The following is a 12,058-nucleotide window of genomic DNA, read 5'->3' as shown; positions in this document are numbered from 1 at the left end:
CCCACCTCCAGACACAACAAAGCCCGCACAAGGCGGGCTCTGTTCTGACGCGTTCCAGCCTCAGAAGCGAAACACTTCCATATCGGTACGAATCGGCGAGGCCATCGGAATCTTCGGCTGCTTCTCGGCATCCGCCGCTGGCGCTGCGGGTTTCGGCGCGGCCTTGCGCGGTGCCTCGGCCACTGGCGGCTGGTTGGCCAGTGGCTTGAGCGCCACCGACAGCTGCTCGGCCAGACGCTGCAACAGAACCCCTTGTGCCTGCACCTGGGACGCGGTGCTGCCGGCGTGCGTTTCCTGCAGGTGAATGATGCGATTATCACGCACCTTGCCGCGACGATCGATCAAACGCCACTGCGCATCGAGAATCGCCGGCTGTTTTGCCCCGGAATCCAGACGGGTGATGGTCAGCAGAACCTGCACATCCGGCGTGAATCCGGCAGTAGCAGGCGCCAGCACCACACGCTGGCTGTCCAGGTGACCGGCGACCTGACGCATCAGCAACTGATCGATATCCGACGAAAGGCTGCCAGCCCAACGACCGTCGGTCGCTGCTTGCAGGCTACCGTCGGGTTGACGTTGCAGCAGGGTTTCGCGTTGCAGGTAATCGGCAACAACTACCGGCCCCAGCAAAACCGCCATGCCTGCGCTTTGCGCAGGCTGAACCGGACTTCCGCTGTCCAGTTGGTACAGCGACACCGGCTGGTGAACGCTGCAACCCGCCAGGCCAAGAACGCCGGCGAGCAACAAAATAAGGGGGCGTAGAGCAGTCATCATCCCGTCCAGGTGGCCGCCACAAGGCTGACCACAGTGAAAATACTCAATAAATATGAAGAACGCTCGGCCACGCCGGCGCTTGAAAGGCCATATCATCCGTGAATATGCGTTCCGACTCCAGCGCCAAAGCGTCGATCTACGCGTTTAATCGCAGATCGAACGCTCTAGGAAGGCGTTCTCGCCTAATTGAGGTTTTCGACGAGCAGCGCATCCACCCTCTGGAAGCCCCGCGGAAGTTTGTTTCCGCGCCGTCCACGCTCACCTTTGTAGTGCTCGAGGTCGTCGGCTTTCAGTGACAGGGTCCGTTTGCCAGCCTGCAACACCAGGGTGGCGCCTTCCGGCAGGACGGCGATGTCCGTGACATATTCTTCGCGACTGGCCACGCGTTCACCGGAGATACCGATGATCTTGTTGCCTTTGCCCTTACCCAATTGTGGCAGATCGCTGATTTTGAAGATCAGCAGGCGACCTTCGGTCGTGACCGAGGCCAGCCAGTTCTGCTCACGATCGGCCACAGGGCGCGGCGCGATGACCTTGGCGTTGTTCGGCAAGCTCAACAGCGCCTTGCCAGCCTTGTTCTTCGCTTGCAGGTCTTCGCCTTTGACCACGAAGCCATAACCGGCATCGGAGGCAATCACGTACAGCGCATCGTCTTCAGGCATCAGCACGCATTCGAACGAGGCGCCCGGTGGCGGCGTCAGACGGCCGGTCAACGGTTCGCCCTGACCACGGGCCGACGGCAAGGTATGCGCAGCAACCGAATAGCTGCGGCCGGTGGAGTCGATGAACACGGCAAACTGGTTGGAGCGCCCCGCCGCCGAGGTCTTGAAGCCATCGCCGGCCTTGTATGACAGACCGGTGGCGTCGATGTCATGGCCCTTGGCCGAACGCACCCAGCCTTTTTCCGACAGCACGACGGTGACTTTTTCGTTCGGCAGCAGATCGTGTTCGGTCAGCGCCTTGGCTTCGGCGCGCTCGACGATTGGCGAACGGCGGTCGTCGCCGTAGGTTTCGGCGTCTTTGAGCAGCTCGGTGCGCACCAGTTTCTTCAGCTTCGCTTCGCTGCCCAGCAGGGCTTGCAGCTTGGCTTGTTCCTTGAGCAGTTCGTCCTGCTCGTCGCGCAGCTTCATCTCTTCCAGTCGCGCCAACTGACGCAAGCGGGTGTCGAGGATGTAGTCGGCCTGAATCTCGCTGAGGGCGAAACGCTCGATCAGCTTGGCTTTCGGGTGTTCCTCGGTACGGATGATGTGAATCACTTCATCCAGGTTGAGGTAGGCGATCAGCAAACCGTCCAACAGGTGCAGGCGCCGTTCGACCTTGTCGAGGCGGAATTGCAGGCGGCGACGCACGGTCAGCACGCGGAATTCCAGCCATTCGACCAGCAGCGCACGCAGGTTTTTCAGCTGCGGTTTGCCGTCCAGACCGATGATGTTGACGTTGACCCGGTAGGTCGACTCCAGCTCGGTGCTGGCGAACAGGTGCTGCATCAGCGCTTCGTGATCGACGCGGCTGTTGACCGGAATGATTACGATGCGGCAGGGGTTTTCGTGGTCGGATTCGTCACGCAGATCGGCGATCTGCGGCGCTTTCGACGGTTTGGCCTGCATCAGCGCGGCAATCTGCTCCAGCACTTTGGCGCCGGAGACCTGATGCGGCAGCGCGGTAACGATGATGTCGCCGTCCTCGACGTGGTACACGGCGCGCATGCGCACCGAGCCTTTGCCGGTTTCGTACATCTTCAGTAGGTCGGCACGCGGCGTGATGATTTCCGCTTCGGTCGGATAGTCCGGACCCTGAATGTGTTCGCAGAGCTGCTCGACCGTGGCTTTCGGCTCATCCAGCAAACGCACGCAGGCGGTGGCGACTTCGCGCAGGTTGTGCGGCGGCACGTCGGTGGCCATGCCCACGGCAATACCCGTGGTGCCGTTGAGCAGAATGTTCGGCAGGCGCGCCGGTAATACCAGCGGCTCCTGCAGGGTGCCGTCGAAGTTCGGCCCCCAGTCAGCGGTGCCCTGGCCCAGCTCGCTGAGCAGCACTTCGGAATAGCGCGACAACCGCGCTTCGGTGTAACGCATGGCGGCGAAGGACTTGGGATCATCCGGCGCACCCCAGTTGCCCTGGCCGTCGACCAGCGTGTAGCGATAGCTGAACGGCTGCGCCATCAGCACCATCGCTTCGTAGCACGCCGAATCGCCGTGGGGATGGAACTTGCCGAGCACGTCGCCGACGGTACGCGCCGATTTCTTGTGCTTGGAATCGGCGTCCAGCCCCAGTTCGCTCATGGCGTAGACAATACGCCGCTGCACCGGCTTCAGGCCGTCGCCGATATGCGGCAAGGCGCGGTCCATGATCACGTACATGGAGTAGTTGAGGTAGGCATTTTCGGTGAAGTCAGCCAGCGATCGGCGTTCTACACCGTCCAGGCTGAGATCAAGGGAGTCGCTCATGCGGGCCTCATCGGTTCGTTGTCTGGCGCAGCAGCATGGTGCCACCGCGCTGGGTAAATTCAAGTTTGTTCAGAGCGCTCATGCCGAGCAGCACCTGATCGCCATGCAGCCCCGGCGCCACCAGTGCGCGGACATCCCGCAGCACGATGTCGCCCAATTGCAGGCGGGCAATCTTCGTTCGATAGCCCTGGCTCAGGCCGTTGGCCGTGCTCAGGGTCACGCCGAAACCTTCTTGCAGCTTCAAACGCTTGGCCAGATCCGCCGGGATCGCCACATCGGTCGCGCCGGTGTCGAGCATGAACTCGACCGGTTCGCCGTTGATCTGGCCGCTGGCGACAAAATGCCCTTGGGCATTGCTCGCCAGTTTCACTTCGATAAAACCTTCGCCCTGCTCCGACGTGACCACGATATTCGGGTTCTGCTGGCGCTGTTCCCACTGACCGAAAAACCGCGTCGCGAGAAACAGCGCCGCGCACCAGGCGAGGATCATCAACACCCGACCGGCACGCTTGCCCGGCGGTTGCTGGCTCATGGCCTGGCACTCCAGCCACCGTCCGGCGCGGCAAAGCGCCAGACCACCGGGCGGACTTCGCCATCAGCACGCGGGCCAAAATTGTTGTCGACGCCGATCCACGCACCTTCGGCATCAATGATCAGCGCTTCCTCCAGTCCGTAGTTCTGCGAGTAGCGACGTTGTTCCTGCAACAGTTCGCCGGCATACGACCAGCATTGCTCGACTTTGGCCGTCTGTGCATCGCGACGGCAGATCTCGAAAGCGTTGCGTTCAAGGGTAAACAGCTTGCCGTTAAACAACGAAATGTCGGAAAAGTCGCGATGAACCGCTTTCGCTTTCGGAAACTGTGGCGGCTGCATCTCCTTGCCGCCCTCACTGAGCAGCACACAGCGACCGTCACAATCCCACACCGTCTGCTGGCGCTTGATCAGCAGCAAACCGCGCTTTTGCCGTTCGGCGGCCAGCCATATCTGATCACCGGCCGGGTTGATCGCCAGGCCTTCGAAGATCGAATTGAACTTCAGCAGCAGGCCGCTCGCCCGCGCTTCGCGAACCAGCAGCGGCGAGATTTTCAGCCAGTTCGCCGGGCCACTGACCGGCACCTGCAACACCGCCGCATGGGCCTCACTGACGATGTAGCGATTGCCTACGCTGTCGCAACTGATGCCCTCAAAATCCAGATCGCCACCGCGAATGAACGATGCAGCCCAGGTGCGCGAACTCAAACCCCACGGCAAGCCGCTCTCCGGCACGGGCGGCACGTCGATGTGCACGGTTTGCGCCTGCCAGACCGGATCACGGGTATCGAGCCGATAGATCTGCTCGTCATCGCGATCGGAAACCGTCCACAGCTCATTGCCGCACATGGCCAGACCCGACAGGTTACCGCCGCGCATGCCTTCGACCGGGTGTTCGGAAAGCAGCCGCAATTGTTGCAGCGGCTCGGCCGACACGCTCAGCGCACTCAGCAGCAACGCACCCGCCAAGGCCCAGCCAAACTGCATCAGGCCAGCACCTCGGCGAGGTTGCCTTTGGATTCCAGCCAGGATTTGCGGTCACCGGCGCGTTTCTTCGCCAGCAGCATGTCCATCATTTCCGAGGTTTCGGCGAAGTCTTCGCCCAGCGTCAACTGCACCAGACGCCGAGTGTTCGGGTCCATGGTGGTTTCACGCAGTTGCGGCGGATTCATTTCGCCCAGACCCTTGAATCGGGTGACCTGCGGCTTGCCGCGTTTCTTCTCGGCCACCAGGCGATCGAGAATACCGTCGCGCTCGGCCTCGTCGAGGGCGTAGTAAATCTCTTTGCCGAGGTCGATACGGTAAAGCGGCGGCATCGCCACATAGACGTGACCGGCATCCACCAACGGGCGGAAATGCTGGACGAACAGCGCACACAACAAAGTGGCGATGTGCAGACCGTCGGAGTCGGCGTCGGCGAGGATGCAGATCTTGCCGTAGCGCAGCTGGCTCATGTCCGCCGCGCCCGGATCGACGCCGATGGCCACGGCGATGTTGTGCACTTCCTGGCTGGCGAGCACTTCGCTGCCGTCGACTTCCCAGGTGTTGAGGATCTTGCCGCGCAACGGCAGGATCGCCTGGAACTCCTTGTCCCGCGCTTGCTTGGCCGAACCGCCGGCGGAGTCACCCTCGACCAGGAACAGCTCGGAACGCATCGGGTCCTGCCCGGCGCAGTCAGCCAGTTTGCCCGGCAATGCCGGGCCTTGAGTGACGCGTTTGCGCTCGACTTTCTTGCTCGCCTTGAGGCGACGACCGGCGTTATTGATCGCCAGTTCGGCCAGGGCCAGACCGGTTTCCGGGTTGGCGTTGAGCCACAGGCTGAACGCATCCTTGACCACACCGGAAACGAACGCCGCCGCTTCACGGGAAGACAGACGCTCTTTGGTCTGGCCGGAGAATTGCGGTTCCTGCATCTTCATCGACAAGACGAAAGCGATGCGCTCCCAGACGTCTTCCGGCGCGAGTTTCACGCCGCGCGGCAGCAGGCTGCGGAATTCGCAGAACTCGCGCATCGCATCGAGCAGGCCCTGACGCAGACCGTTGACGTGCGTGCCGCCCTGCGCAGTCGGGATCAGGTTGACGTAGCTTTCCTGTACCGCGTCGCCGCCTTCCGGCAGCCACAACAGTGCCCAATCGACCGCTTCTTTATTACCGGCGAAAGCGCCGCAGAACGGCTCGTTCGGCAGACGTTCGAATTCGCTGACCGCATCAACCAGATAAGAACGCAGGCCGTCTTCGTAATGCCACTCGACTTTCTCGCCGGTGCCTTTGTCCTCGAAGCTGACCAGCAGCCCCGGGCACAACACAGCCTTGGCCTTGAGCACGTGCTTGAGGCGGCTGATGGAAAATTTCGGTGAGTCGAAGTATTTCGGGTCCGGCGCGAAGTACACGCTGGTGCCGGTGTTGCGCTTGCCGACGGTGCCGACGATTTCCAGCTCGGAGGCCTTGAAGCCGTCCTTGAAGGTCATCTGGTATTCGTTGCCGTCACGTTTGACGCGAACGCGCACTTCGGTGGACAGCGCGTTGACCACGGAAATACCCACGCCGTGCAGACCGCCGGAGAACTGGTAGTTCTTGTTGGAAAACTTGCCGCCCGCGTGCAGCTTGGTGAGGATCAGCTCGACGCCGGACACACCCTCTTCCGGGTGAATGTCGACCGGCATGCCACGGCCGTCGTCGCTGACTTCCAGCGAATGGTCGGCGTGCAGGATGACCTGCACCGATTTGGCGTGGCCGGCCAGGGCTTCGTCGACGCTGTTGTCGATGACTTCCTGGGCGAGGTGGTTCGGCCGACTGGTGTCGGTGTACATGCCGGGGCGTTTGCGCACCGGGTCGAGGCCCGAGAGGACTTCGATGGCGTCGGCGTTATAAGAACTAGCGCTGGGAGTGGCCATAAGGTCTCGTCGTCAGTCATTCATGAAAGAGGGGCAAGACTTCACAGCGTGGTGAAATCGATTGCCTGATACATATCGGCAGCCATGCCGGCAAAACTCAGCAACGCCGGTAATTGCCCGGCAAAGCCCTGAAAACTGTGGTCGCCGCCAGCCTGGATGCGCAAGGCACAGGCGCGGTAATACTGTTGGGCGAGGCGATAATCCAGCGTTTCGTCGCCGGTTTGCAACCAGACCTGATAACGCTGCGGATCCTGCGGTGGTGGCACTTCCAGTTCGGCCAGCGCCGTGACGTGGTCGTGGGTCAATTCCCAGGTTTCATCGGTGTAGAGGTTCTTCTGCGTGCCCAGATAACCATCGAACATCCGGTGCGGGCTGACCGCCGGATTGACCAGAAGGGCTTTCAGGCCATGGCGCTCGGCCAGGTGAGTCGCATAGTAGCCGCCGAGCGAACTTCCCACCAGCAGCGGCCGGCCCAGCTCGGCGATTGCCTGCTCGAGCTGACCGATGGCTTCACGCGGATGGTGATGCAGCGCCGGCACGCGCAATTGCTCGCTCAAACCCAGCCGCTCCATGACCGCGACCAGCTGACAGGCCTTCTTCGAGGCCGGCGCGCTGTTGAAACCGTGGATATAGAGGATCGAACCGGACATTTGAGCTCCCTGGCTGTCGGCGAAAGATAGCGGAGTTTACAGTGAGAAGAGCCGGATTGGGGGTGGGCTCGATAAATTGGTGTAACAGCAAGAGCAGCCCTCACCCTAGCCCTCTCCCGGAGGGAGAGGGAACCGATTGGGGGATATTCGAGAGCTACACCGACCTGACGTTTTGCTGCGAATCCATAATCGATATCGCTGTTTCAGGTCGATGCACAGCCAAAGACACCGCGGTCGGCCCCCTCTCTCCCGGAGGGAGAGGGGACCGAATGGGGGATATTGGAGAGCTACACCGACCTGACGTTTTGCTGCGAATCCATAATCGATATCGCTGTTTCAGGTCGATGCACAGCCAAAGACACCGCGGTCGGCCCCCTCTCCCTCCGGGAGAGGGCTGGGGTGAGGGTTTTTGATTGTCAGTTCAGTAGCCGTTGGAGCCGTAATCGACTGTGAACTCGAAGTCGGTCACTCTTTCGACGCCAGTTTCCAGTCGCCCATCCGGCAACAGCCGCAACCACCGATACCCCGGCGCCTGCTCGCCCACTTTGAAATCCGCACTCCCCGGCTCGAACTGGATGCACGTCGAAGGCGAGGCCATCAAACGCACGCCATTGCGTTCGCGATCGATTTGCTGATGCACATGCCCCCACAACACCGCGCGAACCTGGGGAAAGCGATCCAGCACTTCAAAGAACGCTTCAGGGTTACGCAGGCCGATCGGCTCCATCCACGCGCAGCCGATCGACACCGGATGATGATGCAGGCACACCAGATGATGACGCTCCGGCGCCTCGCTCAGCGCGCGGGCCAGCAGTTGCAACTGATCATCCTGCAGATAGCCCGGCACCGAACCCGGCACCGCCGAATCCAGCATCGTCACCCGCCAATTGCCGATATCGACTACCGATTCGAGCAAGGTGCTCTGCACCGCCGCCTCGGCCATGACCATCGGCTCGTCGTGATTGCCGGGAATCCAGCGCGCCGGGGCATTGATCTGCGCGCTCAGTTGGCGGAAGGCTCGATACGACTCCAGCGTGCCGTCCTGGGAAATATCACCGGTGGCCAGCAGCAGGTCGATCTGCGCCTGTTGCGCCAACACCAGGTCGATGACCTGTTGCAGGCTCTCGCGGGTCTTCATGCCCAGCAGCTTGCTGTGCGCTTCAGCGAACAGGTGGCTGTCGGACAACTGCACCAGCAGCGCCGGGTCGGCGCTGGTCAATGTCGATACGCTGGGCAAGGCGCTCTCCCGGGGCTAGGCACGCAATGGATGGGTGCGGCAATTATGCTGGGGGATGACACAAAGGGGAAACCGCCGAAGCGGACGCAGTTCACAACTAGCGAACGACTTCGTACTCGTGCCCCAACGCCAGGCAATGACTCAGCCATTCGCCCAGAAACACATTGAGCTGGGCCTTTTCATCGGGCTGGTGCATGGCGGCGTTCGGGTAAGGATAGATGCCGCGAAAGCGTCGTGCATGTTCGGCGCTGACCACTTCGGCCATGCGCGCGTCGTGATAGACCTGCACTTCCAGTTGCGGCACCGGCAGCCATGGCAGGCTGTGCTCCTGGCGTACCTGCAAGGTCGTGGTGTACGGGCAGGTCTGCAGCACTTCGAGGGCGAGCACGCCGAGCATCTGCTCGCCCTGGGTCACAGCGATACGCCGCGCTTCGGGTTCGTTGCGCATGTCCGGCAGCAGTCGCATCAGGCGCGCGTAGTTGGCCTCGCAGGCGGCTTGCAGCCCCACAAGGTCAACCCGATAACGATCGCGCAGCTTGTTTACGACCATAGCCCCCTCACTTCGGCGCGGTTGAGCGCCAGCCACTGCAAGGCGATGATGCTCGCCGCGTTGGCAATCCGTCCGTCACGCACGGCCTGCAAGGCATCTTCGAATGCCCAGACCGTTACGCGAATGTCTTCGGCCTCTTCTTCCAGGCCGTGCAGACCGCCGACACCGTCGGTGCTGCAACGCCCCAGATACAAATGCACGAACTCGTTGCTGCCACCCGGCGAGGGGAAGTACTTGGTCATCGGCCACAACGCCTTGATGTCCAGCCCAGCTTCCTCCTGCGCCTCGCGGTGAGCAACTTCTTCCGGTTGCTCATCCTTGTCGATCAGACCGGCGACCAGTTCGACCAGCCACGGGTTATCGGTCTTGCCCATGGCGCCGACGCGAAACTGCTCGATCAGCACCACTTCATCGCGCTGCGGATCGTAAGGCAGGACGCACACGGCATCGTGGCGCACGAAGATTTCCCGGTTGATCTCGCGGCTCATGCCACCGGCGAACAGCTCATGGCGCAAGTGCACACGGTCGAGCTTGTAGAAGCCCTCGTAGCATTTTTCGCGCCGCACGATATCGACGGCGGTCGGAATGGCGTTGGCAAAATCAGTCATGATCATCCTCTTTACTGCATATCCTTTACGGGGTTTCCATGTACAACCGGCAACCTCGACTTCGCGCCATCCTAACGCGCCCGCACCGTTTGATGCAGCCCCTTTACCGTCAGCGGGATGGACGGTGACGGTGAAACACACTCTAATCAGCTTAGTGGCGAACTGACTGCTCCGTTGAGAGTCGAAGCGGTAACTTTTCGCCTTCCCCTGCTTTCGAAAGGACGCCCATGTCGCTTTTCAAAATTGCCTCTGTGGCCGCTATTGCCCTGACTCTGGGCGCTTGTGCCAGCCTGTTCCAGCCCAACTATCGCACGCCGCTGGAAACCACCCGCGACGCCTCGGAACAACTCAAACCCGGCTGTTCCAATCCCGATTGCCCGCTGGTGAACATCGACACCCTGCGCTTCCCGGACGAGCCGGCACTGGACGGCATCATCGAAAAACGTCTGCTGCAAATGACCCGCACCGAGAAGAACGCACCGGTCGCGCCAACCCTGGCCGCCTACCGCGAGCAGTTCCTCGCCAGTGCCGGCCCGCGCAACAGCAGCTATCTGCAAGCGAAAGTACGCGAGCAGCATGACGGACTGGTGATCATCGAGCTGTCGAGCTACCTCGACACCGGCGGCGCCCACGGCACGCCGGGTCGCGGTTTCATCAACTATTCGCGCCAGCAGCACAAGGTGCTGAACCTGTCCGACATGTTGCTGCCGGGTCAGGAAGAGGCATTCTGGAAAGCCGCGCAAGTGGCGCACAACAGTTGGCTGATCAGCACCAAGCTCGATCAGGAGGCGGAATTCGTTGCGAACTGGCCGTTCGTGAAAACCCCGCACGTGGCGCTGACCTACGGTGGCGTGATTCTCAAGTACGACGTGACTACCATCGCGCCCTATGCGCTGGGCCACGTCGAACTGAAGATTCCTTACCCGCGCCTGAACGGCATTCTCAAGCCCGAGCTGTTTCCCGGCCGTAACTGAAGGCCCGGCCCAGCACCAGTTGTAGCAACCCTGCCAGCACCAGCGCCGGCAGGGTTGCGCCGACATCCGGATACAGATTCGCCAGCAAGTGGTAGGTGCTCACGCCACCCAGCCACGCCAGCAACGCCGGCCAGCGCAATGCGGCTGACGCGACCTGAGCACTGCGCTTGCGCAGGATGAAGTGATCCACCAGCACCACGCTGAACAGCGGCGCGAACACCGAGCCGATCAACAGCAGGAAATTCTGGTACTGCGCCAACGGCGCCAGCAGTGCGATCAGCGTGCAGATCACGCCGATGGCCAAGGCCAGATGCTCGACTTTCAGACGCAACAGAATCCCGCTCGAGACCGCTGCCGAATGTATATCGGCAAAAGCGTTTTCCGACTCGTCGAGCAGAATCAGCAACAGCGGAATGCCCAGACCGGCGCCAGCCAAGGCCAGCAGCAACGCATTGACTTCACCGCTCGGCGCGAACGCCAGGGTGTAGGCCACGCCAAGGCTCATCAGCCAGAAATTACCGATGAAAAAACCCACAGCCGTGCCACCAAACACATTCTTCGCGCGCTTGCCGAAACGCGAGTAGTCGGCAATCAATGGCAGCCACGACAGCGGCATGGCGATGGCAATGTCGAAGCCCACCGCGAACGGCATCGAGCCGTCACCGGCGCGCGCCCACAATGCCGCGAGGTCGGCTTTGGCGAACAGGTTCCAGGTCAGCCACAGGCACGCGGCGAGCAACAGCCAGATGCCCCACTTGCGCAGAATCTGCCGCACAAATGTCAACGGCCCGCTGACCGCGAGCAACGTTGCCAGCGCGCCGAAAAACAGCGTCCACAACACCGGGTTCGACCACAGCGAACCTTCGCTGAAGGCGCGGGTGCCGAGCAGGCTGGCGGCGTCGCGCATGACGATGATTTCGAACGAGCCCCAGCCGATCAGTTGCAGCAGATTGAGCAGCGCCGGCAGGCTCGCGCCTTTGCTGCCAAGGCTTAGTTTCAGCGCCGCCATCGACGACAGGCCGGTGTCACTGCCGATCACGCCGACGGCGGCCAGCAACAGCACGCCGACTAGCGTGCCCAGGAAAATCGCCAGCAAAGAACCGGACAGACCCAGACCCGGCGCGAGCAATGCGCCGGTCTGCAAAACCATCAGGCCGATGCCGAGGGAGAACCACAGGGAAAACAGATCGCGACCGCCGAAGACACGCTTGTCAGCGGGCACGGCGAGGTCGGGGGAATAAGTGCCGGGTTGAATGCTCAAGGGTGTTATCTCAAAGAGGAGCAGAAAAAAGCTGCAAGCTGCGAGCTGCAAGTTAAAAGCGGTACGGGGACCGCTTCTAATCTTGCAGCTTGCAGCTTGCAGCTTGCCGCTTGTGGCTAGACTTTTGATCGT

11 protein-coding genes are annotated in these 12,058 nt (G+C 61.5%); 1 reads left to right on the top strand and 10 read right to left on the bottom strand.

The features are described 5' to 3' along the window. Positions 1-60: 60 nt before the first annotated feature. The 9 genes from ND528_RS18745 to ND528_RS18705 form a co-directional block, all read right to left on the bottom strand. Positions 61-771, bottom strand: coding sequence for a PqiC family protein (locus ND528_RS18745; RefSeq protein ID WP_024011350.1), 711 nt, complete (start codon positions 769-771; stop codon positions 61-63). A 185-nt stretch (positions 772-956) separates the two neighbouring features. After that, on the bottom strand, positions 957-3,221 hold the full coding sequence (gene parC, locus ND528_RS18740) for a DNA topoisomerase IV subunit A (protein WP_130909839.1): 2,265 nt from the start codon (positions 3,219-3,221) through the stop codon (positions 957-959). Positions 3,222-3,228: 7 nt separating this feature from the next. Beyond that, complete coding sequence (locus tag ND528_RS18735; RefSeq protein ID WP_071174225.1) at positions 3,229-3,753, bottom strand: retropepsin-like aspartic protease family protein; 525 nt, start codon at positions 3,751-3,753, stop codon at positions 3,229-3,231. Beyond that, positions 3,750-4,739: an esterase-like activity of phytase family protein gene (locus ND528_RS18730; protein WP_122881201.1), complete on the bottom strand. Its 990-nt coding sequence runs from the start codon at positions 4,737-4,739 to the stop codon at positions 3,750-3,752. Before ND528_RS18730 ends, ND528_RS18735 begins: the two co-directional genes overlap by 4 nt. Further along, positions 4,739-6,646, bottom strand: a complete 1,908-nt coding sequence (gene parE, locus ND528_RS18725; RefSeq protein WP_024011346.1) for a DNA topoisomerase IV subunit B — start codon at positions 6,644-6,646, stop codon at positions 4,739-4,741. The genes ND528_RS18730 and parE overlap by 1 nt, the downstream gene beginning before the upstream one ends. A gap of 41 nt (positions 6,647-6,687) precedes the next feature. Beyond that, positions 6,688-7,296 carry a YqiA/YcfP family alpha/beta fold hydrolase gene (locus ND528_RS18720; protein ID WP_076565352.1) on the bottom strand — a complete coding sequence of 203 codons (609 nt, stop codon included), beginning with the start codon at positions 7,294-7,296 and terminating at the stop codon, positions 6,688-6,690. A 421-nt stretch (positions 7,297-7,717) separates the two neighbouring features. Further along, the gene (gene cpdA / locus ND528_RS18715; protein ID WP_263470895.1) at positions 7,718-8,533 is read right to left on the bottom strand and encodes a 3',5'-cyclic-AMP phosphodiesterase; all 816 of its coding nucleotides are present in this window, start codon (positions 8,531-8,533) and stop codon (positions 7,718-7,720) included. Between the two features lie 97 nt (positions 8,534-8,630). Continuing rightward, positions 8,631-9,083, bottom strand: coding sequence for a DUF1249 domain-containing protein (locus ND528_RS18710; RefSeq protein ID WP_016771972.1), 453 nt, complete (start codon positions 9,081-9,083; stop codon positions 8,631-8,633). Continuing rightward, entirely contained in the window at positions 9,074-9,691 is a 618-nt protein-coding gene (locus ND528_RS18705) for an NUDIX domain-containing protein (RefSeq protein WP_263470894.1), read from the bottom strand. Before ND528_RS18705 ends, ND528_RS18710 begins: the two co-directional genes overlap by 10 nt. A gap of 227 nt (positions 9,692-9,918) precedes the next feature. Here ND528_RS18705 and ND528_RS18700 point away from each other — a divergent pair, with 227 nt between their 5' ends. Beyond that, complete coding sequence (locus tag ND528_RS18700; RefSeq protein WP_016771974.1) at positions 9,919-10,665, top strand: RsiV family protein; 747 nt, start codon at positions 9,919-9,921, stop codon at positions 10,663-10,665. Here ND528_RS18700 and cytX read toward each other — a convergent pair. Beyond that, the gene (gene cytX, locus ND528_RS18695) at positions 10,634-11,926 is read right to left on the bottom strand and encodes a putative hydroxymethylpyrimidine transporter CytX (RefSeq protein ID WP_263470893.1); all 1,293 of its coding nucleotides are present in this window, start codon (positions 11,924-11,926) and stop codon (positions 10,634-10,636) included. The genes ND528_RS18700 and cytX overlap by 32 nt on opposite strands. Positions 11,927-12,058: the final 132 nt, after the last annotated feature.

This window comes from Pseudomonas mercuritolerans (assembly GCF_025706525.1).
Classification (GTDB): Bacteria; Pseudomonadota; Gammaproteobacteria; order Pseudomonadales; family Pseudomonadaceae; genus Aquipseudomonas; species Aquipseudomonas mercuritolerans.
This window is presented reverse-complemented; position numbering and strand designations above follow the sequence as displayed.